The sequence below is a fragment of the uncultured Acetobacteroides sp. genome, from assembly GCF_963667355.2.
Taxonomy (GTDB): domain Bacteria; phylum Bacteroidota; class Bacteroidia; order Bacteroidales; family ZOR0009; genus Acetobacteroides.
Genome location: NZ_OY763328.2, coordinates 3,736,451 through 3,762,867 on the forward strand (window position 1 = coordinate 3,736,451; position 26,417 = coordinate 3,762,867).

22 protein-coding genes are annotated in these 26,417 nt (G+C 51.2%); 16 read left to right on the plus strand and 6 right to left on the minus strand.

Annotated features, from left to right (window positions below):
• Positions 1-17: 17 nt before the first annotated feature.
• From ACHZA1_RS15420 to ilvA, 3 genes are all read left to right on the plus strand, one after another.
• Entirely contained in the window at positions 18-317 is a 300-nt protein-coding gene (locus ACHZA1_RS15420; protein WP_320052753.1) for a hypothetical protein, read from the plus strand.
• Positions 318-354: 37 nt separating this feature from the next.
• Complete coding sequence (gene ilvC, locus ACHZA1_RS15425) at positions 355-1,401, plus strand: ketol-acid reductoisomerase (RefSeq protein ID WP_320052754.1); 1,047 nt, start codon at positions 355-357, stop codon at positions 1,399-1,401.
• Positions 1,402-1,582: 181 nt separating this feature from the next.
• Positions 1,583-2,851 carry a threonine ammonia-lyase IlvA gene (gene ilvA, locus ACHZA1_RS15430; protein ID WP_320052755.1) on the plus strand — a complete coding sequence of 423 codons (1,269 nt, stop codon included), beginning with the start codon at positions 1,583-1,585 and terminating at the stop codon, positions 2,849-2,851.
• A 383-nt stretch (positions 2,852-3,234) separates the two neighbouring features.
• On the opposite strand, the gene ACHZA1_RS15435 is transcribed toward ilvA, so the two are convergent.
• The 4 genes from ACHZA1_RS15435 to ACHZA1_RS15450 all read right to left on the minus strand — a co-directional run bounded on the left by ACHZA1_RS15435 (position 3,235) and on the right by ACHZA1_RS15450 (position 8,097).
• Positions 3,235-3,945: a hypothetical protein gene (locus tag ACHZA1_RS15435; RefSeq protein WP_320052756.1), complete on the minus strand. Its 711-nt coding sequence runs from the start codon at positions 3,943-3,945 to the stop codon at positions 3,235-3,237.
• 128 nt (positions 3,946-4,073) lie between these two features.
• The gene (locus ACHZA1_RS15440; protein WP_320052757.1) at positions 4,074-4,784 is read right to left on the minus strand and encodes a hypothetical protein; all 711 of its coding nucleotides are present in this window, start codon (positions 4,782-4,784) and stop codon (positions 4,074-4,076) included.
• 1,300 nt (positions 4,785-6,084) lie between these two features.
• The gene (locus tag ACHZA1_RS15445; protein ID WP_320052758.1) at positions 6,085-6,861 is read right to left on the minus strand and encodes an SDR family NAD(P)-dependent oxidoreductase; all 777 of its coding nucleotides are present in this window, start codon (positions 6,859-6,861) and stop codon (positions 6,085-6,087) included.
• Between the two features lie 45 nt (positions 6,862-6,906).
• The gene (locus tag ACHZA1_RS15450) at positions 6,907-8,097 is read right to left on the minus strand and encodes an NADH:flavin oxidoreductase (protein ID WP_320052759.1); all 1,191 of its coding nucleotides are present in this window, start codon (positions 8,095-8,097) and stop codon (positions 6,907-6,909) included.
• A gap of 505 nt (positions 8,098-8,602) precedes the next feature.
• Here ACHZA1_RS15450 and ACHZA1_RS15455 point away from each other — a divergent pair.
• The 5 genes from ACHZA1_RS15455 to ACHZA1_RS15475 all read left to right on the plus strand — a co-directional run bounded on the left by ACHZA1_RS15455 (position 8,603) and on the right by ACHZA1_RS15475 (position 14,572).
• Positions 8,603-9,406, plus strand: coding sequence for an alpha/beta hydrolase-fold protein (locus ACHZA1_RS15455; RefSeq protein WP_320052761.1), 804 nt, complete (start codon positions 8,603-8,605; stop codon positions 9,404-9,406).
• A 202-nt stretch (positions 9,407-9,608) separates the two neighbouring features.
• Positions 9,609-12,020 (plus strand): sugar-binding domain-containing protein, encoded by a 2,412-nt coding sequence (locus ACHZA1_RS15460; RefSeq protein ID WP_320052762.1) that lies wholly within the window; start codon positions 9,609-9,611, stop codon positions 12,018-12,020.
• Between the two features lie 77 nt (positions 12,021-12,097).
• Positions 12,098-12,673 carry a YdeI/OmpD-associated family protein gene (locus tag ACHZA1_RS15465; protein ID WP_320052763.1) on the plus strand — a complete coding sequence of 192 codons (576 nt, stop codon included), beginning with the start codon at positions 12,098-12,100 and terminating at the stop codon, positions 12,671-12,673.
• 37 nt (positions 12,674-12,710) lie between these two features.
• The gene (locus ACHZA1_RS15470) at positions 12,711-13,481 is read left to right on the plus strand and encodes a hypothetical protein (protein ID WP_320052764.1); all 771 of its coding nucleotides are present in this window, start codon (positions 12,711-12,713) and stop codon (positions 13,479-13,481) included.
• Between the two features lie 737 nt (positions 13,482-14,218).
• Positions 14,219-14,572 (plus strand): helix-turn-helix transcriptional regulator, encoded by a 354-nt coding sequence (locus ACHZA1_RS15475; RefSeq protein WP_320052765.1) that lies wholly within the window; start codon positions 14,219-14,221, stop codon positions 14,570-14,572.
• A 502-nt stretch (positions 14,573-15,074) separates the two neighbouring features.
• Here the strand turns inward: ACHZA1_RS15475 and ACHZA1_RS15480 are convergent.
• Positions 15,075-15,197: a hypothetical protein gene (locus ACHZA1_RS15480; protein WP_320052766.1), complete on the minus strand. Its 123-nt coding sequence runs from the start codon at positions 15,195-15,197 to the stop codon at positions 15,075-15,077.
• 142 nt (positions 15,198-15,339) lie between these two features.
• On the opposite strand from ACHZA1_RS15480, the gene ACHZA1_RS15485 reads away from it, so the two are divergent.
• The 7 genes from ACHZA1_RS15485 (at position 15,340) to ACHZA1_RS15515 (ending at position 22,875) form a co-directional block, all read left to right on the plus strand.
• Entirely contained in the window at positions 15,340-16,407 is a 1,068-nt protein-coding gene (locus ACHZA1_RS15485) for a polysaccharide deacetylase family protein (protein WP_320052767.1), read from the plus strand.
• A gap of 124 nt (positions 16,408-16,531) precedes the next feature.
• Positions 16,532-17,266 carry a gliding motility-associated ABC transporter permease subunit GldF gene (gldF, locus tag ACHZA1_RS15490; protein ID WP_320052768.1) on the plus strand — a complete coding sequence of 245 codons (735 nt, stop codon included), beginning with the start codon at positions 16,532-16,534 and terminating at the stop codon, positions 17,264-17,266.
• A 10-nt stretch (positions 17,267-17,276) separates the two neighbouring features.
• A complete protein-coding gene (gene gldG / locus ACHZA1_RS15495; RefSeq protein ID WP_320052769.1) occupies positions 17,277-18,998 on the plus strand; it encodes a gliding motility-associated ABC transporter substrate-binding protein GldG in 1,722 nt (573 codons plus the stop codon).
• Between the two features lie 36 nt (positions 18,999-19,034).
• Positions 19,035-20,024, plus strand: a complete 990-nt coding sequence (locus tag ACHZA1_RS15500; RefSeq protein ID WP_320052770.1) for a hypothetical protein — start codon at positions 19,035-19,037, stop codon at positions 20,022-20,024.
• 92 nt (positions 20,025-20,116) lie between these two features.
• Complete coding sequence (gene dnaN / locus ACHZA1_RS15505) at positions 20,117-21,247, plus strand: DNA polymerase III subunit beta (protein ID WP_320052771.1); 1,131 nt, start codon at positions 20,117-20,119, stop codon at positions 21,245-21,247.
• 213 nt (positions 21,248-21,460) lie between these two features.
• The gene (locus ACHZA1_RS15510; RefSeq protein WP_320052772.1) at positions 21,461-22,273 is read left to right on the plus strand and encodes an HAD family hydrolase; all 813 of its coding nucleotides are present in this window, start codon (positions 21,461-21,463) and stop codon (positions 22,271-22,273) included.
• A gap of 128 nt (positions 22,274-22,401) precedes the next feature.
• The gene (locus ACHZA1_RS15515) at positions 22,402-22,875 is read left to right on the plus strand and encodes an META domain-containing protein (RefSeq protein ID WP_320052773.1); all 474 of its coding nucleotides are present in this window, start codon (positions 22,402-22,404) and stop codon (positions 22,873-22,875) included.
• 367 nt (positions 22,876-23,242) lie between these two features.
• On the opposite strand, the gene ACHZA1_RS15520 is transcribed toward ACHZA1_RS15515, so the two are convergent.
• Positions 23,243-23,821: a YceI family protein gene (locus ACHZA1_RS15520; RefSeq protein ID WP_320052774.1), complete on the minus strand. Its 579-nt coding sequence runs from the start codon at positions 23,819-23,821 to the stop codon at positions 23,243-23,245.
• 144 nt (positions 23,822-23,965) lie between these two features.
• Between ACHZA1_RS15520 and ACHZA1_RS15525 the strand changes: the two genes are divergently transcribed.
• Entirely contained in the window at positions 23,966-26,128 is a 2,163-nt protein-coding gene (locus ACHZA1_RS15525; RefSeq protein WP_320052775.1) for a radical SAM protein, read from the plus strand.
• Positions 26,129-26,417: the final 289 nt, after the last annotated feature.

Below are 26,417 nucleotides of genomic sequence, written 5' to 3' on the forward strand. Positions count from 1 at the left end.
CAGATAAATTTTAGCATATGAAAGAGCATTTTGAAATGGTAATCCATTCGGCTGAGCATGTAAGCCTGCTGACGAAGGTGTTGATGATGTTCAGCCGGAGGCAGGTTGATGTTGTTAGCGTTCAATCGCAAGATCAGCCCGGAGGGTACCTCTACAGAATTGTTTTCCGGGCCGAAAGGGATGAAGCCGCAAGGCTACTGCTACAGGTAAAACGTGCTGTAGACATTCTTGAAGCGCAGCTTGCCTATCATAGTATGGCCGATGTACCTTTAAAGAGCCATCGCACAAGTAGAATAGTCCACGTAAATGTGGCTTAACCCATATTTTTTAGAAACAACTTAATAAGAGCATAAAATGGCATTACTTAATTTCGGCGGAGTTGAAGAAAATGTAGTAACCCGCGCAGAGTTTCCTTTAGAAAAGGCGTTAGACGTATTAAAGAACGAAACCATCGCCGTTCTTGGCTATGGTGTTCAAGGACCAGGACAGGCGTTGAACCTTCGCGATAACGGCTTCAACGTAATTGTAGGGCAGCGTAAGGAGTCGGGCAGCTGGACTAAGGCTGTTGCCGATGGTTGGGTTCCCGGAAAAAATCTGTTCGACATCGATGAGGCCTGCAAGAGGGCTACGTTTATTCAATTCCTTCTTTCCGATGGCGGTCAGATTGATGGTTGGCCTACCGTTAAGAAGCATCTCACCGCAGGAAAGACGCTAGGTTTCTCTCACGGTTTCGGTATCACCTTTAACGACCAAACGGGTATCGTTCCTCCAGCCGATGTTGATGTCGTTCTTGTAGCCCCAAAGGGGTCGGGAACATCGCTTCGTCGTCTGTTCCAGCAGGGAAAGGGGTTGAACTCCAGCTACGCCATCTACCAGAATGCTACCGGAAAGGCGTACGATAAGGTTATTGCCTACGGTGTTGGTGTTGGCTCGGGATATCTTTTCGAAACCGACTTTAGGCGCGAGGTATACTCCGATCTTACCGGTGAGCGTGGCGTGCTTATGGGGGCTATTGCCGGAATTATCGAAGCTCAGTATTCGGTACTTCGTGCTAAGGGGCACACTCCATCCGAAGCATTTAACGAAACCGTTGAGGAGCTAAGCCAGAGCCTTATGCCGCTTATTGGCGAAAATGGGATGGACTGGATGTACGCCAACTGCTCGGTTACCGCTCAGCGTGGTGCGCTAGACTGGCGCCATAAGTTCCGCGAAGCAACGCTTCCTGTTTTCGAAGATCTTTACCAGAGCGTGAAGGATGGTAAGGAGGCTACCATTGCAATTGAAGCGGGACGCCGTCCCGACTACCGCGAATCGTTGGCGAAGGAGCTGAAAGAAATCCGTGAAAGCGAACTTTGGCAGGCTGGTAAAACGGTTAGAGGCCTTCGTCCTGAGAATTCGTAGGGGTAATGGCATAAGAAAAGGATTCTTGAGGCCGAAGTTTCAGAAATATACGCTCACCTATATGTTGCGCGCAATCCCCTCCTTGGGAGGGGATTTGGTGCCGCTACTTATGCGGGTCTGTATTCTGGGGAACTTTACGCTTTACATTAGGATCGATAGTATCAATCGCTAATAACAAATTATGACAGCAGCTCCAACCCTTACTTGGGTTCCAAATATCGAGGATGTATTGCAGGCAAAGAAGCGGCTTTCGGGGGTTGCCGTTCTTACCCCCCTTGTGCCCAACATGCAGCTTTCGAAGCGGTATAGCGCCAATATCCTTTTGAAGAGAGAGGATTTGCAGCCTGTTCGCTCGTACAAGCTTCGTGGTGCCTACAACAAAATTGTGAGCCTGAGCAGCGATGATCTTGTCAATGGCGTGGTATGCGCCAGCGCGGGGAATCATGCCCAAGGCGTTGCCTACTCGTGCAGCGCGCTAAAGGTTAAGGGTACCATCTTTATGCCCGAGCCAACGCCCAAGCAGAAGGTGAAAAAGGTGAAGATGTTTGGCGGCGAGTTTGTGGATGTACGCATCGTTGGCGATACCTTCGACGATAGCTTGGCTGCCGCCGTGGCCTTCTGCGAGGAGCATCAGTCGCAGTTCATCCATCCCTTCGACGATCCGAAGGTGATTGAGGGGCAGGCCACCATTGGCCTCGAAATCTTCGAGGAGTGCAGCGAGAGCATCGACTACATCGTTGTTCCCGTTGGTGGTGGAGGGCTAATCTCTGGGATTATTGGGGTGATGCAGCAGCTGCACCCTAGCGTTAAGGTTGTTGGCGTTGAGCCCGAAGGGGCCCCCTCGCTCCAACGGGCGATGGAGGCAAAGATGCCTGTCATGCTCGATGAGATAGAGACGTTTGTGGATGGAGCGGCCGTAAAGCGTATTGGCGATTTACCCTTCGCCATCTGCCGCGAAGGGGTTCATCGGGTGATAAGCGTGCCCGAGGGCAAGGTGTGCACCACCATGCTGTCGCTCTACAACGACGATGCCATTGTGGTGGAGCCTGCTGGGGCGCTTTCGGTTGCTGCGCTCGACTACCTTGCTCCCGAAATCGTCGGGAAGAACGTGGTGTGCATCCTTAGCGGGAGCAACAACGACATCACCCGCATGGAGGAGATCAAGGAGCGCTCGCTGCTGCACGAGGGGATAAAGCACTACTTTGTTGTGCGATTTCCCCAGCGTGCGGGGGCGTTACGGTATTTTGTCGATAGCATTATTGGGCCTAACGATGATATCACCCACTTCCAGTATGTCAAGAAAACCAACCGCGAGAAGGGGCCTGCGGTGGTGGGGGTCGAACTGAAGGATCCTGCCGACTTTGAGCCGTTGCTCGAGCGCATGACCAAGGCCGGCTACTTTGGCGAGTACCTGAACGATAATCCGCACCTGTTCGAGCTGATTGTCTAATTTCTAATGGCAAGAAGCCGTTCGGAAGCTAGAAGAATGCTATTCTCAACGGGGAGAAGCCTTCGTGCTGACCTGTAACAGACAATAAAAAAGCCCTCGAACGTGCTTCTAGGGCTTATAAGAAAGCTGCATATTCGCCAAAGGGGAGGTTGGCTGGATGTGCAGCTTTCGCATTTTTTTGAATTCAAGGAGCAACAAGAAAGGCTGCATTGAAAGACCTTTTAAAACGGCCTGGATTAAAAACAATGAATACAAGAAACATCATCTTTCAACGCAGCCCCCTATTCTTATTACCTTCTTTGTATAACCACTTGTAATACGGTTGGATTGGCGGGTAGTTGTATAAGCAGTGCTATCCTTGGTTAAGGATGGTTGCAGTGCTCCTAGTTCATCGAATTTATGTAGGTTACGATCTTTACCAGATCCTCCTTTTTCTTAAACGAAAGATCTTCTGCCTTGATGTGCTTTTTTAGAAGATCGCCTTTGTCGCGGAGGCTATCGAAAATACTTTTGCCCTTTTTATCGATTTCGATAATGGTGCTGCCTGTTTTTATAAAGTATCGCTCGCAGAGGTTTATCTGGCCCTTTTTTACGCCGTAATCTAGGGGGTTGTTGTACGTAGGGTCGATTACTTTTATGTAGTACTGAACCAGCAGCGACGTATTGCCTTCTGCTAAAACTTCGAAGTAGCTGAACGAGATGGCATCTTCGGCCTTTAGCGGGTAGCTGACGAACTTCCTGCTGCCCATCGCTATCTCCTTTATGTTTTTTGGGGCTCCAATGGTGTATTCGACGCCTTTTTCGCGGTAGTGCATCTCGTTTTTATACACGTTTAGGCGGAGGTCGATGGAGTCGATTATGCTCCCGTTGTTCATGGTGATGCGGCTTGTGGTCCAGGCGTCGGAAAGGTACTGCGATCCCTCCACGTCGGCGACCATTTCGCTTGGGGAGGTTCCATCGTTGCGGGGGAGGAGCTGCGACCTGTCGGAGAATGATCCATAGTTGCTGCCTGCTTTTACTTGAGCTTGGGCGTGCGAGGAGAAAAGGCTAGTTGTGGCGGCGGCGCAGAAGAGTGCTAGTCCAAATTTATTCATAGCTAATTCTAGTTTTGTTGGTGAAATTTGCGGTTTGCTTTGTTGGGTTTTATGCCAAGGAGGCTGCATCCAGCCTCCTTTTATCCGTGTCCGTTCAGTAGCGTGTTTGCGCTATCCTTGGCAGTGGGCTACTTGGCTGCTTCGTCCGTATTGGGGGCTTCCGCCTTTTTCGGATCCTTCTTCTCGTGGCGGATGCCGATATCCACGATCTTGCGGGCCGACTGGTAGGCGCTGTAGAATGCGGGCTCGCGGCGGCGCAGGAGCTCCATCTGCAGGTCTATCTGCTCGGTGAGCCGCTCCTTGGCCGCATCCACCACCTCTACCAGCGCCTCCTTGGCGGCCTTGCGGTCTACCAGCTTGCTCCGGGGGATGGTTTGGATGGTCGAGAACTGGGCAATCATCTCCTCGTGCCTGGTGAGGTCGGCCTCTACGATGCCGTAGCCGGCCAGCTTCTTCACGTTCTCCTTGCCCAACCCAATAACCTTCTTGGCCGTGGTCACCAGCGTATCCTCCATCATGTTCTTCAGGTTCGACTCCGAGAACGAGGTTGCCTCGGTGAGGGTCGTGTTCTTCTCGAAGTTGCCCAGCGAGCGTAGCGCCATGGCCAGCAGAAAGGTCTCCTCCTCGAGGCCTTCGCGAATGGTCTCCTTGTCAGCCGATGGGGCCGATATCTCCTTCTCCGACTCCAGCATGGCGGGGTCTATCTTTTCCACCAGCTCCAGGAAGCCGGGTACCGTGGTGGCCAGCACCGCAAGGGTGGCCCACTTGTCCTTGTTCTGGTTCAGCACGTCGGCCGTTGTACGCAGCATGCGCGCGATGTTTGCAATCCTTTTGTTCATAATGATTCAGTTTGTGTAGGTTTGTTATGATGGTTCCGGGAGCTAAGTTGCGGGCCATCGGGTTATAGTGCGCCCGGCTACGGCTGTAGCCCGAGCAGGTTAGTTCGACGGGGTGGGGGAGCCGCGTAGCCAGCGTTGGATGAGGTGCGACACCTCCTTTTTCAGCTGCGACAGGCCTTGGATGAGGTGTGACGCTGCCTTTCTGTCATGCGATGGGCTTTGGGTCGGGTGCGACGATCCATTTTTCGCCTGAGAATTTTTATTTTCGGGGTGTGACGGTTCGTTTTTCAGCTGTGACAGGCTTTGGATGAGGTGTGACGCTGCCTTTCTGTCATGTGACAGTCTTTGGAACGGTTGTGACACTTCGTTTTTCAGCTGTGACAGGCGTTGGATGAGGTGTGACGCTGCCTTTCTGTCATGTGACAACCTTTGGAACGGGTGTGACGCTTCGTTTTCTGCCTTTGACAACCTTTGGAGCGAGTGTGACGCTTCGTTTTCCGCCTGTGACAGCTCTTGGAACGGGTGCGACGCTTCATTTTCTGCCTTTGACAGCTCTTGGAACGGGTTCGACGCTTTGTTTTTTGCCTCTGACCGCTTGGGGGAGGCGTTCGCCCCCTCCGAAGGCTGAAGGGGAAGCCGATTTGTTGGTCGTAAAATTGTAGGTTGTGCGGAGGCTATCATTTGGCTATACTTATATGGTAACGTGGCTCCTAAAGTATGAAATGATTTTTATCTCACAAAAAAAATAGAAAAAAAAGTTAACAAGCATATGCCGATGCTGGAGGGCGTGGTGCCTTGGGCCGGCATGCTGGAGGGATAGGCTCTATGACGTATTAGGTGGGCAATGTCCTCTTTACAGCTCGCTATTCAACTGCACTGAGGTTGTGATTATGCTGGACGTTGTTTCCCCGCATTGCATGCGGGGCTATTAGAATTTAATCCTTTCGGATTGTAGCTTAGCCACCCTTATGCGATAATACTCCGCATTAGTATAACATCGACCTAGCATCACTACGATTTGAAGCCCGAAAGGGCTTTAACATTAATAGCCCCGAGTGAAAACTCGGGGAATTAGGTTGGAAGATGGGAACAACCCCCAAGGGGTTGAATAGCTTCTCTGAGAAAAGGGCTAGCTCATCACGATTACCTACCCTATTTGTTATAGGACCTGTAAAGTTTACGCCAAGCCGTTTGCCTCTTTTTCTAATGCCAGCACTCAAGCCCTTCAGGACTAATCTCAAAAAGCAAATCACCTTAATCTCTTTCACGAAATCAGGATCAGGCAGACCCGGGATAGAAATTATTGGGAATTAGGTCGTAGGTGGTTTAAGCTTTTCGCTGAGTTGACTAGGCCAAAGGCCACTTTAGGGAAAAGCCGATTGACAATGTATAGCAGCTTCGTATTGCCAACCCGGATGGTAAATTGATTCTTCGAAAGACCTGCAATAAGCGCTTTTACCAGCTTATCAGGGGTAATCTTCATGTCGTTCCTAGAGGTCGCCATTTCAGTATTAACTACGGGAGGTAAAAGCTCAAACACTTTTACGTTGCTGTTAAGTAGCTCAAGATGTTTTCTAAGCGTTTCGGTGTAAAAGCGCAGGGCCACTTTAGATGCGGAATATGTTGCTTCAGCTGCTGAAGGGACATAGGCAAGAAGTGACGTTGTGTTGATAATTGCACCTTCTTTCCTTGATGCCAAGATGTCCATGAAAAGATTGTTAAGACGGATGACTCCGAAATAGTTGATGCTCATCTCATATTCCGCCTCTGTTAAATGTCTGTCGCTTGGCGCTCCCATATTCGCTGATATGCTTAAGACACCAGCGTTGTTGTATAAAATATCAATTCCCCCAAGCGTCTTAATTTGGTTGTAAAGCGATTTGGCATCTTCTTCATTTGCCACGTCACTTTTTATGGCAATCAGCTCGGGGTGCAGCTTCTGGGCTCTGTCCAGCTTTAGTTGGTCTCTGCCTGTGATTATCACTTTTGATCCGGCCGCTAGGAACTGCTTTGCGGCCTCCAGCCCTATGCCTGCGGTACCTCCTGTAATCAGTACGGTTTTTCCTTTTAGCTCCATTGTTACTTGTATTAGCGAATGTTAAACATGATTGTACGGAAAGCGCTAAGACAGCCTTGCCGGCAGCTTTCCATAGTAACATCTAAGCGGCCCATTTTCGGAGCCAATTATGCAGAAATTGCACTGAATGCATTTAGACTGCGTCTGCTTTCCCGCTTTGAACTTGTTTACTAGGTCCGATTCCATTATAAATGGTCGTGACATGGAAACGGCATCACATTTTTCAGTATTAATGATGTCTTCTATGTCAGCTAAGTTCGTTATACCGCCTACCACAATCACCGGAATATTTACCGCTTGCTTGATCGATGATGCGGCATCTAAATTGTATAAGCTCTTGGGTTGAGGTTGCGGAAACGTTTTCGTTGCAGCTATCCCAATTAATCTTTTTATGAATTTTGGCATTTTGTTCAACCTCTTATTTTGTGCCACCATCATTTCCCAGGGCACACTCCCTCGCATTGTCGCCAGTCCCGCTTTTACTGTTCCGTTAGATACTTCAATCCCATCGCACCCTGCCTGCTCTAGTAGCTTGGCAATTTTTACCGCCTCCTCAATGGTCATCCCATTTTTCAATGTTTCATAGCCGTTCATTTTTACAATTATCGGATAGTTGCCTACTTCTTTTCTGGCTTTTTCATATATCGTTTTAACAATTCTGAATCTGTTTTCCGTACTTCCGCCCCACTCATCTGTTCTTCTGTTCATTCTGGGTGATACGAATTCTGAAAGTAGGTATCCATGTGCCATATGAATTTGCACGCCATCAAACCCCACCTCTTTTGCCTTTTTTATTCCTTGAACAAATGCTTCTATTACTTCTAAAATCTCAGCTTTAGTCATTTCTCTGGCCTTATAGTCTGCTATTTTCGAAGGTGCTATAGCTGGCATACCTGTAGCTTCTTCTTTTGTCTGACCGCCACAGTGATTGAGTTGTGCAATAATGGGAGTTCCCAGCTCATGCATTTTTCCGGTTATTACTTTATAACCTTTTGCACTCTCGGCATTATTAATCTGCGACATGTAATAGCCCGTACTCATCCCTTGCTGATTCACTCCAATAAAGCCAGTAATAATTCCACCAACACCTCCTTTAGCCAGTGCAGTGTATTTTTTTAGCAGCTGTTCTGTCGGTTTGCCATCTTTATCGCTCATGCCTTCATAAGTTGCCGATCTGATAATTCGATTCGGAAATACGATTCCTGCTAGCTTAATCGGTTCAAATACCTTTTTCATGTCTTTCTTCTTTTTTGTTTTGGCCTTATTGAAATAGCCCAATAAATTTGCTTGCTTTTTGCAAGTGCAAATATAGAAACAACTTTTAAAATGCAAGCGGTTTGTTGGGTTGTTTTATGGCTACAGCTGAAAAAAGATCTGACGGCCCATTTAAGTTGCTCACTTGATGTATTTGGCGACAAATGGTCGTTGCTTATCATCATGGACTTGATGTTTAATAAGAAGTGTACTTGTGGAGGCTTCTTAAAATCGGAAGAAGGCATAGCAACACAGAATAAGGCGGCAGCTAACAACGCCTTATATTAGGATATGAATTTTAGAGGGTTGGCAAGTTTTGTATCAGTCATGTTTGGCTGAAGTTATAGTCGCAGCCGAATTTATACTGCAGCCTATACTGCACGATAGCGTTGACGAAGGCAACAATCTTTGCCAGACAAGAGCACATCTACGCTTAGCGAATTATCTTTATGCCGCTAAAATCCGAAAATTCTACAAGCACTATACTATGAAAAAATTGAAGTTCCTATTACTACTGGCCGCTACTGCGCTACTCGCATCGGCTGGCAACGCGCAAGGCATTAAGGGTGGATCGAAGTTCCTTATCGATACCCTACAAAGCCGCTACATGAACGAACCCCGCGTCATCTGCATTTACCTCCCGAAAGATTATTCCGATTCGGTTCAGTATCCGGTCGTATTTGCCACCGACGGGCAAATAATTGCCGATGGCCACTATAGGGCGCTGCTCGATTCGATGATCGACCGAAAAATCATTCCGCCCGTTATTCTAGCAGGTGCTTACTCGAATGATAAGCCTGTACCTGTTAACTTATCTTACAGAAATTATGAGTACGTGGAGACACTGAAATCGGCAGATCCAAAGCTGAAGGATTTGCTCGTGAACCATATTGGCTTTTTTACGAAGGAGCTGATTCCGTATATCGAAGCGCGCTACTCGATTTCGAAGGAGCGGGGCAGCCGATTCTTTTACGGTGTCTCCAACGGGGCTGGCTTTGGGATCACGCTGAGCAAGCTGCATCCCGAACTCTTCTCGGAGCTTATCTGCTTTTCGCCCTTAGGCGAGGAGGTAAAAAGCATAAGGTGGAGGTCTGGTGTTTCGCCAACGCTGCATATTGCCTATGGCAGCAACGAGGATTTTGCTTTTGATAAGTACTTGGCGCTGCTAAAGAAGCTTAAAAAGGAGAAGTACAGTTACACGGCCATAGTCTATAACGGAGGGCACGAGCGTCTGAAGTGGGAAAAGGAATTTGTCAGGGAGCTTGGTAGCATCTTTGCGAATAGGAGGTGAGGTGGGGGGGCGGATGCTTCTGTTAAGCCATAGGCTGTAACAACCAAAAGCGCAGGCATCGCCTGCGCTCCCAAAAAAAGCCTACAGTATCTTGGCTGACCGCTGATCCCATTCTACGGCATATTCCCTCTGAAAGCCTGATGCCCTGTTGCATCGCATCGAAAAAATGCGCTAATTTCCCGCCATAATCAAACGAAGGAATATGCTAAAGGTATCGAGTGTACTACTGCTGGCGGTCGCCTTTCTGCTAGGTGCCGAGCCGGTAGCCCATGCGCAGGCCAATAACCAACGTAAGCAGCTCTTCGACAGCGGCTGGAAGTTCTACTTAGGCGATACATCGGCCGCCAGCCAGCGGCAGTTCGACGATGGCCGCTGGCGAACGCTCGACCTTCCGCACGACTGGAGCATCGAAGGGAAGCTAAGCCCCCACAACCCGATGGGGCGCGATGGCGGTTACCTACCAGCAGGTATCGGGTGGTACCGAAAAACCTTTATGGCGCCCACCGATTGGAAGGGCAAAAGCATCTCCATCTACTTCGAAGGGGTTTACATGAATTCTGAGGTATTCGTTAACGGCAAGTCGTTGGGGGTGTACCCCTACGGCTACTCGTCGTTCAGCTATAACCTAACGCCGTATCTCGAGCTCGGCAAGGAGAACGTGATCTCCGTTAGGGTCGACAACTCTAAGCAAAAGAACTGCCGCTGGTATAGCGGCTCGGGTATTTACCGCCACGTGTGGATGATGGTTACCCATCTGGTGCACGTAGCCCACTGGGGTGTGGCCGTTACAACGCCTCAGGTGTCGGCCAAGGAGGCCACAGCGCAGGTGCGGGCACGCGTGAAGAACGAAACTGCGCAGCCGCAGGCGGTTGTTGTCAACGTACAGCTGCTGGATGCCGCCAACAGGGCGGTGGGCCGAGGCCAAGCGTCGGTAGTGCTGGCCGCTAATAGCGAGCAGGAGGTGGTACAGGCCATTCGCATGGCTAAGCCGCAGCTGTGGAGTCCCGATGCGCCCCATCTCTACAAGGCCCAGCTGCAGGTGGTTGGTAAAAAGGTGATGATGGACGAAGCGCAGGTATCGTTTGGCGTGCGTTCCATAAAGTTCACCCCCGAAAACGGGTTTCAGCTCAACGGAAAAACGGTGAAGCTGAACGGCGGCTGCGTGCACCACGATAACGGTTGCCTGGGCGCTGCTGCCTTTGATCGGGCAGAGGAGCGCCGCGTGCAGCTGCTTAAGGACGCCGGATTTAACGCGGTACGCACCTCGCACAACATACCTTCCGAGGCATTCCTAAACATGTGCGATAAGCTGGGGCTGATGGTAATCGACGAGGCCTTTGACGGATGGAAGGCGCAGAAGAACCCCTACGACTACTCCGTGCTATTCGGTGATTGGTGGCAGCGCGACATCGACGCAATGGTGCTGCGCGACCGCAACCATCCCTCCATCATCATGTGGAGCATCGGTAACGAGGTCATCGAGCGCAAGAGCCCCGAAGCGGTGGTTATTGCCAAGCAGCTGGCGGGTGCGGTACGCAAGGCCGATCCAACTCGCCCGGTAACCTCGGCCATGACCACCTGGGATAGCGACTGGGATGTGTTCGATCCGCTGATGGCGGCCCACGATGTGTGCGGCTACAACTACCAGCTGCATAGGGCAGCCTCCGATCACCAAAGGGTTCCCTCGCGGGTTATTGTCCAAACCGAGTCGTACCCCCGCGATGCCTTTGCAAACTGGCAGCTGGTGCAGAATAACAGCTACGTGGTTGGCGATTTTGTGTGGACGGCCCTCGACTATCTGGGCGAATCGGGCATTGGCCGCTGGTTCTACTCTGGCGATGCGCCTGGCGAGCACTGGGAGCGGGAGCTTTTCCCCTGGCACGGTGCCTACTGCGGCGATATCGACCTAACCGGGTGGCGAAAACCAATATCGCACTACCGCAGCATGCTGTACAACGGCACGGAGAAGCTCTACATGGCCGTTCGTGAGCCTGCCCCCGAGCCTTTGGAGATTAAGGAAACCATGTGGGCCGTATGGCCAACCTGGGAGAGCTGGACTTGGCCTGGCTTCGAAGGAAAAAATATACAAGTTGAGGTTTACTCGAAGTACCCCAAGGTGCGCCTTTACCTGAACGATAGGCTTATTGGCGAACAGGCCACCGGCCAAGAGCAGCAGTTTAAGGCCACATTTAGCGTACCCTATGCGGCTGGCCAGCTAAAGGCCGTAGGGGTTAGCAACGGCAGCGAGGTGGAAACATCTATTCTGAAAACCGCCGATAGCGCATCGAAGTTTACGCTAAAGGCCGATCGCACGAGCATAGCGGCCGATGGGCAGGATCTATCTTTTGTAACCATCGAGCTAACCGATAAAGATGGGGTGTTTCAGCCCAACGCCAACAACCTGCTGCACTTTAGCATCTCTGGCCCTGGTGTAATCGTCGGCGTTGGTAATGCCGACATTAAGGATGTTGACCCATACGTAGGAACATCGCGCAAGGCGTGGCATGGGCGTGCGCTGGTGGTGGTACGCAGCACCCATGAGGGGGGCGATATCAACCTTACCGTAAGCACCCCGGGAATGGACGCCGTTACTGTTGCTATTAAGGCAGAGTAGGGGATGGCAGCAAGCAAGTAAGCCTCTTGATAAGCGCCAACGCTGAGCTGCACAGACTATAAGGATGATTAGATAAAATGAAGGGGCAAGACAGCATAAAAACATTGTACGTTAGCAACCGCGCGGAGTGGCGAGAATGGTTGGAGGAGCATTTTGAAGCGGAGCCCGAGGTGTGGCTTGTCTTTCCGAATAAGTCGACAGCTAAGCCGTGCCTGCTCTACAACGATGCCGTCGAAGAGGCCCTCTGCTTTGGTTGGATTGATAGCACCGTAAAAAGTCTCGATAGCAAGCATAAGATCCAGTGGTTTCTGCCACGGAAGAACAAGAACTACTACTCTCAGGCAAATAAGGAGAGGCTACGGTGGCTTTTGGACCGAGGCCTAATTCATCCTAAGGTAAAGCCGGATATTGAGGCAGCTGTACGCGAGGAGTTTGTTTTTCCTCGGGATATTATTGGCCGATTGCAGCAGGATAGCATGGTTTGGGATAACTATCAGCGGTTTTCCGATCCCTACAAGCGGATTCGTATTGGCTACATTGAGGCTGCACGAAACCGACCAGACGAATTTGAGAAGCGGCTTTCGAATTTTATCCGCAAAACAAGGGATGGTAAGTTGATTACAGGATTTGGCGGAATTGGCAAGTACTACTAAAATACCAGCTACAAGCAACTGCTATATGCGCTTCAGAATGATTGAGACGAACAGGAACAGGAGTAGGAGTAGGGCCATGAGGGGCGTGCTGGTAATGCTATTGGCCCTATCGGCGACTGGCACCTTTGCCCAACGGGCGGTGTATAAGTGGAGTGACGTGCTGTGCGAGTATGCCGGCACCTACGACACCCGTAAGTACACCGCCCAGCAGATGAACGATTGCTACTGGCTATCGTACAACACAGGCTTGATGCTAAGCCATACGCCATCGGTGTTTAAGCCGAGCGATATCGATAAGCTGAGCATTGAGGCGCTCGACCAGGAGTACCTCCAAGCGCTTAAGCGGCTGGTGTCGCTCGATTTGCCCAAGGCGGCGTACTGGACCAGCTTACGGCAATCGAAGGTTGCCGAGCTCAACCAGCTTTACCAGCTGTCGAGGGTTGCCATGCAGGGGTACACCAACCCAAGCCTCCTTAAGCAGTGGTTTTACCAGGATACCTGTTTGCACAAGCATGTGGATGCCCTAGTGGCGGGTGGCGATAGCCTGCTGGCCGGCTGGCGCAGCGTGGTGGCCATGCAGGCCGCAAAAAACTGCTGCCCCGAGCGGTTGTGGGCGGAGTTTGATGCGCAGCGCAGCTCGGACAGCTGGATGGCCTACGCGCGGGTTTACATTACCACGTTCGGGTGGTGGAACCGTGCTCTAGTCCACATTGAGCGCTCGGAGGAGAAGTTTGACTACAACCGACGAACGCGCGAGTTTATGAGACTCTTCATAAAAACGAAAAACCTAGGCTGCGACGAGCCTTAGCGGGCCGTATCGGATAATTTTCTCCTGATTTTTTGCTTTGCCCCACCGAGCGGCGGCAGGGCTGTTAAGTTCTGCTTATTTCTTCTTGTCATTCCGGCGCAGGCCGGAATCTCCTAAGAATTTGCACTGGTTTTTTCCTATTAGATAGGCTTCTGCTAACCATTAGGAGATCCCGTGGCAAGCACGGGATGACAGCGCTGATTAATAACATCAGAACTTAACAGCCCTGCCGAGCGGCAGGGGTTTCATGTACACGTAATTGTTACTTATGGTCACATGCAACTCGCATGGTAAACCCGCAAGTGGGCCAGGAGGCTTGCCGATAAGGAGGGTGAATTACCGTGCGGTTTTAATGCTGCAAGACAAGATGATTGGCCTTGCCAAGGTGGTTGGTTGCTTCAGCGTAATGTGTGCGGCCTTAAGAAGGTTACTTGTAGCCTTAGAGTGGGATTGTATGCTTCATAAAGGTGACTTGGAGCCTCGATGTAGGACGGAGCGGCTTGTCAAGTCAACTTGGAGCCTTGGTGTAAGTTGTAGCGTCTTGTCTAGTCGACTTGGAGCTTTGGTGCAAGACAGCGAGGGCGCTAAATGGCGGCTGGGCGCTGCCGCGAGCGGTGATTTCGGCTAGCGGAGCGCCCATTATTGTCGGAATTTGCAAGAACTTGGGGGTCTGGCAGCACCTGCAGCCGGAATAAGCGCTAAATTAGGAGGCGTAAACCATTCAAAAATACGACGCTATGCTAACGCTAAACCTACAGCGGGTATTCAAACTAAAGGGCATCGACGATGCCACCGCCTACATGCGCAAGCTGGGCTACAAGCGCACCAAGGCCTTCAACCTGATTAACGACAAGAAGAGCACCGTCGAGTTCGACGACCTGGAGTTCCTGTGCAAGCGGCTCAACTGCACGCCCAACGACCTGCTGGAGTGGACCCCCTCCAAGGACGACAGCGACATGCCCATCAGCCACGCGCTGCACGCCATCCGCCGCAAGGACGCCGCCATTGGGCTGGTTACGCTGGTGGAAAACCTGCCGCTGGAGCAGATGGAGGAGGTGGAGCGCTTCATCCTCGAGCGGACGAAGCGGTAGCCCTCGCCCGAAGCGAATGCGAAGAATTCGGCTTTGTAGGATGGATAGCTGCTAAGCACCAGTGGTCGATTGACGCTGCTTATCCCTTCCGCTTAGGCGGGAGGGGGCGGAATGCTACGTGAAGTGAAAATGTTGATAAGCCCAATTTCCTGCCCGAGCAGCCTCTTCAGAACCTTGAGAGGTTGCTTCGCCCCCCCCTATATAGCGAGAACTTCATCCAGCCGCCCAATTGTTCAGGGATTTCGCCTTTAGGATTTACACTACTCTATATTCGAAGGATATCCCCCGCCGGGGGGGGTAGGGGGTGGATTTTTAGAAGTGTATAGCTATCATTGGCATCAAGTTTTTACCCCTAACGTCTATTTTCCTCCCCCTTCCCCCTCCAAAGGGCAGGGCTGTTAAGTTCTGATATTGTTAATCAGCGCTGTCATCCCGTGCTCGGCACGGGATCTCCTGATGGTTAGCAGAAGCCGATCTAATAGGGAAACGTTAGTGCAAATTCTTAGGAGATTCCGGCCTGCGCCGGAATGACAAGAAGAAATAAGCAGAACTTAACAGCCCTGCCTCCAAAGGGGATACGCTTTGTGCTACGACTTGTTGATTCCTTTACGTCTACCTCCATCATGATCGATGTTTTTTTAAAAGCGATATCCCTCCCCAATTGTTGAGGTGTGCTTGGAAGACCGCATTTTGTTCGCATTTTTGTGGGCAGAAATGAAGAGATCCGCTGGCCGCAGGCAACCAGCTTAAATAGACGCAATCGTATCATGAAAAGATTACTCCTTACCTTCGCTGCTTTGGTGATGCTTAGCCAAACAGCCCTTTCGCAGAATGCTCAGCCACCATACGAGGTGGCTACCTGGCCCAGCTTTAGGCAGGCCGCCATCAGCTACACCTTCGACGATGGCTGCCCCAACCAATTTAAGGTGGCCATCCCCATGTTCGACGAGTTTGGCTTTAAGGCCACCCTGTTTATGGTTTCCAGCTGGGTTACCAGCTGGACCGAGCTACAGGCAGTTGCCGCCAACGGGCACGAGGTGGCCAGCCATACGGTTTCGCATCCCAACCTGGCGAACATTCCGCTTCAGCAGCAAATTGTAGAGCTGCAGAATTCAAAAAGCACAATCGAAAGCCATATATCGGGCATCCGATGCCTAACCATTGCCTACCCGTTTTGTGCTCCCGGCATCGATAGCGTATGCCGGCAGCGGTACATCTCGGCTCGCGGATGCCAGGGCTTCATAGAGCCCAAGACACCGGGGTCGTACCTAAACGTCAGCTCGGTGCCCTGCGGTAGCCTTGCCGGCGTTAAGGTGTTCGACGATTTTAAGGTGAACTTCGATAAGGCCGCTGCCGCCAATGGCTGGTGCGTCTTTCTCCTACACGGTGTCGATAACGATGGGGGATACTCGCCCATCGCATCGGCCGAGCTGCGCAGGAGCCTGGCGTATCTGAGCGAGCGTAAGGGTACGTTTTGGGTGACCACATTTGCCAACGCCACGCTGTACAGCAAGGAGCGCGATGCCGTCAAGGTCTCCGAGATATCGGCATCAAAGAAGGCCATTAAGCTGCAGGTTACCGACACCCTTCCCGATTCCATCTACTGCTACCCGATAACCTTGCGGCGTCCCATGCCTCAGGGCTGGCCTTCGGCCAAGGTCACACAGGGTAAGCGGGATGTTGCCACCCGCGTAGCTCGTGTAGGTGCTACGGCTTACCTCATCTTCGACGTGGTTCCCGATGCAGGCGAAGTTAAACTGGCCAGATGCTCAACGCCGGCAATTCCCGAGGAGGTTGCCGGTAGCGGTAACGAGCCTAATGGCGTAAAGCGGTAGCGCCTACTCGTGGATAGGGGATGCTTGTGCCCTTTGCTGGCCTACTTTTTATCCATTATTAAAAGATAATGCCCCATCGTATAGCGATAAGATGCTACTTTTGTAGGCAAAATATTTAAAAGTAATGCGTAGTATTCTTTTTAAAGAGATTAGCACGTTTTTCTCTACCATTACCGGATACGTGGCCGTAGGTATATTCCTGGTCATCACCAGCTGGTTTATGTGGATCTCGCCCGGCGAGTACAACGTTATCGATGGCGGGTTGGCCTCGCTCGATACGCTATTCTTTATAGCCCCTTGGGTATTTCTGCTACTTGTTCCTGCCGCCACCATGCGCTCGTTTGCCGAGGAGAAGAAAACAGGAACGGTGGAGCTGCTGCTTACCCGTCCGCTTACCGACCTGCAACTGGTCGGGGGAAAGTTTCTTGGCGCGGTAGTGCTGGTGCTCATGGCGCTTATCCCAACGCTTATCTACCTTCTTTCGGTGTACCTGCTGGCTAACCCCGTTGGCAATGTCGATATGGGAGCCATGTGGGGATCGTTTATTGGGCTGTTCTTCTTGGCTGCGGTGTACGCTGCTATAGGCGTATTCTCATCGTCGCTTACCGACAACCAAATCGTGTCGTTTATTCTGGCGGCAGTGCTCTGCCTGTTTATGTACATCGGCTTCGATTCGCTGGCTTCGTTCCCCTTCCTAAAATCGGCTGACAGCTTTATCGTAAGCTTGGGGATCAACGAGCACTACAAGTCGATGAGCAAGGGGGTGATCGACTCGCGCGATCTCATCTACTTTGTTAGCGCCATTGCGGTGTTCATCTACGCCACGATGCTTAAGATACAATCACGAAACTGGAAATAGGGAAGGAGCCATGGAGATCATAAAGAAGATATTCAAAAAGCCAAGCGGGCAAAAAGCCAAGTCGCTTAAGACGCTTGCCCTATTCCTAGGCGCCGTACTGGTTGTTAACGTGGCGGCATCGTTCCTATTCTTCCGCCTCGACCTTACCTCCGACAAGCGCTTTACGCTCTCGCAGGTAACCAAGGATAAGCTTAAGGGGGTAAAGGATGTGGTATACGTTAAGGTGTACCTCGATGGCGATATGCCCATTGCCTTTAAGAAGATGAAGCGCTCCGTTAAGGAGATGCTCGACGAGTTTGCAGCCTACAGCGGCGGCAACGTGCAGTACGAGTTCGTTAACCCTGCCGCCGAAAGCGGAAAGAAGCAGAATGCCCTCTACGAAGATCTATATAAGAAGGGGCTTCGTCCGGTAAACGTTCAGGAGAAGAATGCCGAGGGTGGCATAAACCAGCGAACCCTATTCCCCGGCGCTATTGTTAGCTACAACGGCTACGAGATAGGGATTAATCTGCTGACGAGCAACTCTAGGGTTACCCCCGAGGAGTCCATTAATATTGGTGCGCAGAATCTGGAGTACAACCTCGTGTCGGCAATCGACATGATTATGAAGAAGGAGCTCCCCAAGATTGCCTTCATTCAGGGGCACGACGAGCTGGATGCCATGCATGCGCAGGGTGCCCTTCAGCTGCTTTCGGAGCGCTTCAACATCGACTCGATATCCATTCGCGGACGCATGGGGGCGCTCGATGGCTTCTCCACCGCAATCATTGCCAAACCGCTTAAGAAGTGGAGCGAGGCTGATAAGCTGGTACTCGACCAGTACATCATGCATGGAGGCAAGGTTGCCTGGTTTATTGATGCCATTACCGTCAACGACGATAGCCTAGCCTCGGGTGAGGTTACCTTTGGGCTTGTGAACGAGCACAACCTCGACGACCAGCTCTTTAAGTATGGCGTGCGCATCAACCCAACGGTGTTGCAGGATGCACAAAGCGTGCTCATCCCCGTGAATATGGCTGTACCTGGGGCGCAGCCTCAGTTTGTGCCATCGCCTTGGTACTACTATCCGCTGCTCAACGCACCTAACGATAACATCATCACCAAAAACCTTAATGTGGTATACTCCAAGTATCCTTCGAGTATAGATACCGTTGGGGTAGGGCATAACATAAAGAAGACGGTGCTGCTTAGCACCTCGCAGTATGCCCGCGAGATTCAGGCTCCCGTTATGGTAAGCCTTGCGCAGGTTACCCGTAAGTTTAAGCCCGGCGATTTCAACCGTGCGTGGGCTCCGGTGGCTATGCTGCTCGAGGGGCAATTCGCATCGGCGTTTCAGAACCGGATGATTCCCGGCGTTGTTGGCGATGGAAAGCCCTTGGTAAATAGGAGCAAGCCTACCAAGATGGTGGTAGTTGCCGATGGCGATATTATTCGTAACGATGTGCAGCGCAGTGCTAGTGGCGTTATGCCCTATCCGCTTGGCTTCGATAAGTACATGAACCAGCAGTTTGGCAACAAGGACTTCCTGCTTAACGCCATTAGCTACCTAAACGACGACACCGGGCTAATGCAGATCCGCAACCGCGAGCTTGTGGTGCGCATGCTCGATAAGAATAAGATCTACACCCAGCGTACCATGTGGGTGTTCATCAATACGGCAATACCGCTGCTGTTGCTGGTTGCCTTTAGCATTGTGTTTATCTGGCTGCGTAAGCGCAAGTATGCACGATAGGAGATAGCATAGATAGAATACTTTTTACACTCATTCATGTCGAAAAAGATAGTCTGGATAGCAAGTGCAGTAGTAATGGTGGTAGTTTCCTTATTGTCGGTTTACTACTACACCGATATCATTAACAGTTCTAAGAATTTTGCGGTTAAGGATGCGAAGGCGCTTACGCGTATCGTAATCGAAAAGGATACGGCTACCGTTGTTCTCGAAAAACACAAGGGCGTTTGGGTGGTAAACGGTAAGGGCGAGGTAAGGCCAATGATGATTCAGCGGTTGCTCTACTTCCTCGAAAATGTTGAGGTAAAGATGCCGCTGCCCCGAAAGGTGCAAGTCGTTGCTGCCAAAGCGCTAGACGAGGAGGGGTACACCATTACGGCTGAAGCCAACGGAGTGGTGGCAACCAAGTTTACCGTTGCGGAGTTCCCAAACTCCAACATTGGAACAATTGGTGTACTAGATGGCAAAACGAAGATGTATCTGCTTCAGATCCCTGGTTCCAACTACAGCCCTGCATCAACACTTTCGGCCGATCCTGTTGATTGGCACCAGAACTTGCTGCTCTCGCTTATGCCTAGCGATATCGTATCCATTATGGTAGACAATATGGCTAAGCCCCAGTGCAGCTTCAAACTGTTTAGGGGGACTGATGGCAACTTCCACCTCTACGATATTTATAAGCAGCAGGAGGTCTCGGACCTTAGCGCAGAGCAGATCGATTTCTACCTCTCCCTTTATGGTGAGCTTGGGTTTAAGCAGCTGCTTAAAATGAACGACTTTGAGTTGCGTACCTTGGTGCTTTCCGAGCCCGAGGCGATGATTACCATCTCGTCGGTTGATGGTAAAACCGAAGTCTTTAAGCTATATCTAATGCCTATTGGCGACGATTACGATGCCTATGGGCGTCCGCTTAAGTACGACCGCGATAAGCTTTATGTCGTTTTCGATGGAGATAAGCAGGTTGTGGTGGCCAAATGGGTGGATTACGATATACTTCTGAGGGATGTTCATTTCTTTGTTAATAACTAAATGGACGAAGGGGTAATTCCTCCCCCTTTTTTTTGTATACTTGAATCCTGAACAGCAAAAGAAAATACTTTTGAAAATTAAATAATTAAGGAATGAAATTCGTAGTATCCAGCACCGAACTCTTGAGCCACCTACAGCTTATCAGCAGGGTGATTAACAGCAAGAATACGCTTCCTATTTTGGACAATTTCTTGTTTAAGCTCCACAACAACGAGCTAAAGGTTACTGCTTCCGATCTGGAATCCACCATGGAAACCACCCTTCATATCGAGAATGTGGTGGAAGATGGGGATATTGCTATTCCTGCAAAGCTGTTAACCGACACCTTGAAGGAGTTTCCAGAGCAGCCACTTACCTTTATTGTAAATCCCGAGAATCTCGATGTCGAGATTAGCTGGGAAAAGGGTAAGTTCAACATCCCTGGTGCAAGCGCCGAGGATTTTCCCGCAGTGCCCCTTATCAAGGAAGAGTCGAAATTTGAGGTTGACATCAACCCCGATGCCCTTCTTGATGGCATCACCAAAACTGTATTTGCCACTGCCGACGACGAACTTCGTCCGGTAATGAATGGTATCAACATCGACTTCGATACCGAATCAGCCATCTTTGTGGCTTCGGATGCCCACAAGCTGGTTCGCTACAAGCGTTCCGATGTTCATCCTTCGGGTGCTGCATCGTTTATCCTTCCTAAGAAGCCAGCCAACCTGCTTAAGGCGCTTTTGGCTAAGGAAGCGAACGATGTTGCCATGGCATTCGACTCGAAGAACGCCTCGTTTACCCTTACCAACTTTAAGCTGGTTTGCCGCTTGGTGGAGGGAACCTACCCTGCCTACAACTCGGTAATCCCAACCAACAACCCCAATAGGCTTACCATTGATAGGGCCGAGCTGCTTAACTGCGTTCGCCGCGTGTCGGTTTGCTCGAATCAGGCCAGCAACCTTATCAAGCTTAAGATTGACGGCAACCAGCTCACCGTTTCGGCGCAGGACCTCGACTTCTCGATTTCGGCTATCGAGCGTCTTAGCTGCCAGTACGAGGGCGATAACATGGAGATTGGTTTTAAGTCTACCTTCCTTTCAGAAATTCTTTCGAATATCGAAAGCGAAGAGGTGGTACTCGAACTAGCAGATCCATCACGCGCAGGGCTTGTGCTGCCTACCACCCAGGTCGGCGAATTCGACGATACGCTGATGCTGCTCATGCCAATGATGATTAACGCCTAGGCGTAGCATCGTACGATAACCTTACATCCAAAAGGGTTGCTTGTTTTTGCCGGTAAAAGCTGGTAAGTTGCAGGCAATCCTTTTGGATTTTTTGTTTAAAAATAGATGCTAGACGTGAGATATTAGGCTTTAGACGAGAATCTAATATCACCCAGTATAACATGTAATCTAAAATCTAAAATCTAACGTCTAAAATCTAAAATCTATTAGTCGATGAAAATTGTTGCAACCGACCTCGATGGAACGCTGCTGCCGCATGGCGGGAAGGTGTCGAATAGGGATTTGGATACCCTTCGGATGCTGGGCAACCAGGGGGTGGTGCGGGTGCTCGCCACGGGGCGGTCGTTCTACGCCATCCTGCGCAACATCCCGCGTACGTTCCCCATCGACTACCTTATCTTTTCGACAGGCGTTGGGGTGATGGACTGGCGAACCGGGGAGATCATCTTTAGCGCCCAGCTATCCTCAAGCCGGGTTAAATACCTGGTGAAGGAGCTGACGCGCCACCACCTCGACTTTATGCTGCACAAGCCGGTGCCCGATACGCACCACTTCTACTACTCGGCGACGGAGCATCCCATATCCGACTTCCACGAGCGGATGCGGCACTACCCCGACTACTGCTTTCCGCTGAGGATGGATGAGTACCCCGAATCGTGCCAGGCGCTGGCGTTTATGGAGCCAGACTTGGACCGCTTTGACCGGATTGCCGCTAGCCTTTCCGATTATAAGGTTATCCGTACGACATCGCCCATCAATGGCGAGAATATGTGGGTAGAGGTGTTCGATAAGAACGTTTCGAAGGGGCATGCGCTGGAGATGTTGGCCTCTAAGCTTAACGTCTTGCGTAGCGACGTTATGGTTGTCGGAAACGACTTTAACGATGTGGATATGCTCGACTATACGCCGCACAGCTACGTGGTGGCTAACGCTGCGGAGCCGCTGAGGCTGCAGCACCATGTGGTGGGCGATGCTGCCAGCTCGGGCTTCTCGGAGGCGGTTACCCACTTCCTCAACCGAAAGTAGCCCTGCCCCGTATAAAGGGCGGTAGGGTAGTAGTGATTTCGCTTTTAGGATATACTAAGTTGCATTCGGCTCTGGCAAGCTTAAAAGTGAAATGTTCGCTCCAAAGGATACCTTAATGCTCTTATTGTATGAAAGCAATCGTTACCCTTTTAGCGCTGGTCGCTGCTCTTGGCGGCTGCGCCTCGTTTAAGGGGGGCTCTACGAGTCGTCCTGAAGCCGCTGCTGTGGTCGACACCCTCCATCTCGACACCGCGCTGCTCTACGCCAAAACCTGGAATATGGTTAGGATCGAAAGCGGCGATCGGAGCATCGACGTGCCTGCCGGCGAGGAGGCCACGCTGGTTTTCGATCCACAAACATCCCGCATCCACGGCACCTGCTGCAACCGCTACTTCGGCGCGTTTACGCTGCGGGGCAACGTGGTTACGTTCGATAGGGTTGGGGCAACCAAGATGCTCTGCACGGGCGCTATCGGCGACGTCGAGCGCCTCTACCGCCGCCTGCTCGCCGCTCCGCTAGCAGCAACGGTCGACGAATCGACGCTGGTGCTGAAGTCGGATCAAGGAACGATAACCTTTAAGGCGGGAAAGGTGGCGAAGTAGCGTTTAAGCACGCAACCGAGGGTTGGTAATGGCTTTAAACCCATTTGTCAGCCGACAAATCTTCCCAAGAAAGTTTTTTGCCCATTTGTTCGTCGGCAAATCCCTTAAAAAAAATTTTTGGTTCATTTGTCAGTCGACAAATCCTTCAAAAAAAGTTTTTGGGCTATTTGTCAGCCAATAAATCCTTCAAAAAAAAGTTTTGACCCATTTGCCTGCCAACAAATCCTTCAAAAAAAGATTTTTGGACAATTGTCAGCCGACAAATTTTCTCAAAATACATTGGGCCATCCTCCTAAGCTAGGAGGATGGCCCAATGCATAGAATCTAACAGGAAGAGCGCGTGGGGCTCCCCATCTGCGCTTAATGGTTACTTTGCTTCTCCAAACTCCAGGTTCAGGTTAATGGTCACGTCCTTTCCCACCATGGCGCCACCAGCCTCGGTAAGTGCATTCCACTTCAGCCCAAAGGCCAAACGGTCAATAACCGCGGTGGCCTTAAAGGCGGCCAGCATTCCCTGCTTCGATTTTGCCTTGCCCATGAAGGTGGTGCTGAACTTCACCTTCTTGGTAACATCCCTAATGGTGAGGTTGCCCTCTAGAAGGTACTTGTTGCCCTTCACGCGCTTAAACGAAGTGCTGGTAAAGGTCATGCTAGGAAACTTTTCCGCGTTAAAGAAATCGTCGGATTTCAGATGCTTGTCGCGCATCTCGTTGTCGGTGCTGATGCTGTTCACGTCAACCGTAAAGCTGATCTTGGCATTGATGAAGTCGGGCGATGCCGAGTCTATGGTTCCGTTAAACTTGGTGAAGCGGCCATCCACCTCCGATACCATCATGTGCGTTACCGAAAACTTTACGCCCGAGTGCGATGGGTCTACCGCCCATTTCTGCTGCCCAAAGGCCGATGCCGAGGCAAGAAGTAAAAGTGCTGCTGCTAAATTTTTCATGCTAGTTCGATTTGTTTTACCGACCTAAACAGCTGCCGCCGCAATTTGTTTACCGCCAAGCGGCCCCCACCACGCCCTTTTTCCGATGTTCCGTTCCCCTTTTCTAGTATCTTTGGCCATTATTTACCGAAGAGATCCTACGCAATGCGCATCCTACTTGTCACTCCGCCGCTAACGCAGCTCAACACCCCATATCCAGCCACGCCCTACCTGGCCGGCTACCTCTCGAAGCAGGGAGTTGAGGTTTACCAGCAAGATCTGGGCATCGAGCTCATTGACCGGATTTTTACGGCAGCGATGCTGGCTGAAGTATTCGACTCGGTTGACGATGCCGGCGCTACCAGCCATGCAGATGCCAAGATGCTAGCTCTGCGCCATCGCTACATAGCCACCATCGATTCGGTGATCCGCTTTCTACGCGGTGGCGATGCTACGCTGGCCAACCGCATCGGCACGCGCGGATTCCTGCCCGAGGGTGAGCGTTTCAGGCACCTGGCCGACCTCGAGTTCCTCTTTGGCGATTTGGGCGTTCTGGATCGGGCTAAGCACCTGGCCACGCTCTACATCGAGGATATCAGCGACTTCATCCGTCGCAACGTATCGCCCCACTTCGAACTCATCCGCTACGCCGAGTCGCTCTGCGTTGCCCTGCCCACCTTCGATAGCCTAAAGGCTGCGGTCGATGGCGAGCCCAGCCTGATCGATCGCCTAATTATTGATACCTTTTCAGCTTATTTTGATGAAGTAAAGCCCGATGTGGTTGGCTTTACGGTACCCTTCCCTGGGAACCTTTATGCCGCGCTGATCTGCGCTAGCTGGCTGAAGCAAAATCGTCCCAACGTAAAGGTGCTGATGGGCGGTGGATACGTGAGCACTGAGCTACGCGACCTCTCCGACCCGCGCCTTTTCGGGTACATCGACTACCTTCTTTACGATGATGGCGAGATCTCCATCCTCCGCCTTTTGGAGCACATGCAGGGCAAGAGGAGCGAGGATACCCTCGTGCGAACCTCCTTCCTAAAGGATGGCAAGCTGACCAACGTAGGCAATGCGCACCTAGATGTGGCGGGCAGCGAGCGGCCAGCCCCCCTGTACAGCCAGCTGCCCATTGGCAAGTACCTCGACATGCTGGAAACCCCCAACCCCATGCTTAAGCTCTGGAGCGATGGCCGCTGGAATAAGCTCATCCTAGCGCACGGCTGCTACTGGGCCAAGTGTGCCTTCTGCGACGTCACGCTCGACTACATCAAGCGCTTCGAACCCTACGACGCCTCGGCCATTGTGGATATGATGGAGGACGTAATGGCGCAAACCGGGCAGTCGGGCTTCCACTTTGTCGACGAGGCTGCCCCTCCCGCGCTGCTCAAGAAGATATCGCTCGAAATCATCCGTCGTGGGCTAACCGTTAGCTGGTGGGCCAACGTGCGGTTCGAGCGCAGCTTCACCCGCGAACTCTGCCTGCTGATGGCGCGGGCCGGCTGCATTGCCGTATCCGGCGGGCTCGAGGTGGCCTCCGACCGCTTGCTTGCCCTAATGAGTAAAGGTGTAGACATCAAGCAAACGGCAAAGGTTACCAGCGCCCTCTCCTCGGCGGGCATCCTGGTGCACGCCTACCTGATGTACGGTTTCCCCTCCGAAACCACGCAGGAAACCATCGACTCCCTCGAGGTCGTACGCCAGCTCTTCGAGCAGAAGCTCATCCAATCGGCCTTCTGGCACCGCTTTGCCATGACGGTGCATAGCCCCGCAGGATGCAACCCCGAAAGGTATGGGGCAAAGCCGCTGTCGAGCAAGAAAAATCCGTTCGCCAACAACGAAATATTCTTTACCGATAGCACCGATACCGACCTCGAAATGCTGGGCGAAGGGCTGCGAAAGGCGACCTACAACTACATGCACAACCTGGGCTTAGAAAAGAGCGTCGCAACCTGGTTTGATGACAGAGTCCCACAGGCGAAGGTGGCCCCAACGCTCATTGCCGGCTGCCTCGTGACCGTAAAGAACGATAGCTTCCCAGATAGCGGAACCCTGGTGTGGCTCGCCGATGGCTACCAGCTGCTGCTAACCGATAGCCGCCGCCCCAAGCTGCATATCTTTACCCAAAGCAAAATGGTCGAGGTGATATTTCGCCTAGAGGAAATTGCCTTTTGGGAGAATTTCTTCCTTCTTCTCGATGAGCATTCGAATTTTGTAGCGGTAGATTTGGTGATAAGTTTGGCAAAAAATCATTTGCCAGGTGGAGTAGCGGTGATTTCGTCCTCTAAAGTTTGGAAAACGGCGCGGAAAAATGGGCTTGTTGTCGTGTAAGCGAAAGACTCTTTAAGTAAGGTCGTCGCGCGATTGTCTATGAAAATTTGGCTTGTAAAAGGTATTCATCCTAATGATGAGGCCCAGAAAAGGCTAAAATGGTTTAATTAGTATATCTGTCTTAAGGAATATTGTGTTTTTTTTGTAAAAAAGTAGTGCGGACTCTTGATTATTTGAAAAAAGAGACGATATTTGTCATTGAATTTGTTGCCGTCTGAGTTTCTAGTTAGTTTGTCAGATAAAAATTTTTGAAAGTTATTCTAATAACTAGATCAAATTTCAGAAAAGT

Excerpts from the sequence above, each read along its gene's own strand:
- ACHZA1_RS15420 (WP_320052753.1), top strand. The coding sequence starts at position 18 with ATGAAAGAGCATTTTGAAATGGTAATCCATTCGGCTGAGCATGTAAGC.
- ilvC (WP_320052754.1), top strand. The coding sequence starts at position 355 with ATGGCATTACTTAATTTCGGCGGAGTTGAAGAAAATGTAGTAACCCGC.
- ilvA (WP_320052755.1), top strand. The coding sequence starts at position 1,583 with ATGACAGCAGCTCCAACCCTTACTTGGGTTCCAAATATCGAGGATGTA.
- ACHZA1_RS15435 (WP_320052756.1), bottom strand. The coding sequence starts at position 3,945 with ATGAATAAATTTGGACTAGCACTCTTCTGCGCCGCCGCCACAACTAGC.
- ACHZA1_RS15440 (WP_320052757.1), bottom strand. The coding sequence starts at position 4,784 with ATGAACAAAAGGATTGCAAACATCGCGCGCATGCTGCGTACAACGGCC.
- ACHZA1_RS15445 (WP_320052758.1), bottom strand. The coding sequence starts at position 6,861 with ATGGAGCTAAAAGGAAAAACCGTACTGATTACAGGAGGTACCGCAGGC.
- ACHZA1_RS15450 (WP_320052759.1), bottom strand. The coding sequence starts at position 8,097 with ATGAAAAAGGTATTTGAACCGATTAAGCTAGCAGGAATCGTATTTCCG.
- ACHZA1_RS15455 (WP_320052761.1), top strand. The coding sequence starts at position 8,603 with ATGAAAAAATTGAAGTTCCTATTACTACTGGCCGCTACTGCGCTACTC.
- ACHZA1_RS15460 (WP_320052762.1), top strand. The coding sequence starts at position 9,609 with ATGCTAAAGGTATCGAGTGTACTACTGCTGGCGGTCGCCTTTCTGCTA.
- ACHZA1_RS15465 (WP_320052763.1), top strand. The coding sequence starts at position 12,098 with ATGAAGGGGCAAGACAGCATAAAAACATTGTACGTTAGCAACCGCGCG.
- ACHZA1_RS15470 (WP_320052764.1), top strand. The coding sequence starts at position 12,711 with ATGATTGAGACGAACAGGAACAGGAGTAGGAGTAGGGCCATGAGGGGC.
- ACHZA1_RS15475 (WP_320052765.1), top strand. The coding sequence starts at position 14,219 with ATGCTAACGCTAAACCTACAGCGGGTATTCAAACTAAAGGGCATCGAC.
- ACHZA1_RS15480 (WP_320052766.1), bottom strand. The coding sequence starts at position 15,197 with ATGATGGAGGTAGACGTAAAGGAATCAACAAGTCGTAGCACAAAGCGT.
- ACHZA1_RS15485 (WP_320052767.1), top strand. The coding sequence starts at position 15,340 with ATGAAAAGATTACTCCTTACCTTCGCTGCTTTGGTGATGCTTAGCCAA.
- gldF (WP_320052768.1), top strand. The coding sequence starts at position 16,532 with ATGCGTAGTATTCTTTTTAAAGAGATTAGCACGTTTTTCTCTACCATT.
- gldG (WP_320052769.1), top strand. The coding sequence starts at position 17,277 with ATGGAGATCATAAAGAAGATATTCAAAAAGCCAAGCGGGCAAAAAGCC.
- ACHZA1_RS15500 (WP_320052770.1), top strand. The coding sequence starts at position 19,035 with ATGTCGAAAAAGATAGTCTGGATAGCAAGTGCAGTAGTAATGGTGGTA.
- dnaN (WP_320052771.1), top strand. The coding sequence starts at position 20,117 with ATGAAATTCGTAGTATCCAGCACCGAACTCTTGAGCCACCTACAGCTT.
- ACHZA1_RS15510 (WP_320052772.1), top strand. The coding sequence starts at position 21,461 with ATGAAAATTGTTGCAACCGACCTCGATGGAACGCTGCTGCCGCATGGC.
- ACHZA1_RS15515 (WP_320052773.1), top strand. The coding sequence starts at position 22,402 with ATGAAAGCAATCGTTACCCTTTTAGCGCTGGTCGCTGCTCTTGGCGGC.
- ACHZA1_RS15520 (WP_320052774.1), bottom strand. The coding sequence starts at position 23,821 with ATGAAAAATTTAGCAGCAGCACTTTTACTTCTTGCCTCGGCATCGGCC.
- ACHZA1_RS15525 (WP_320052775.1), top strand. The coding sequence starts at position 23,966 with ATGCGCATCCTACTTGTCACTCCGCCGCTAACGCAGCTCAACACCCCA.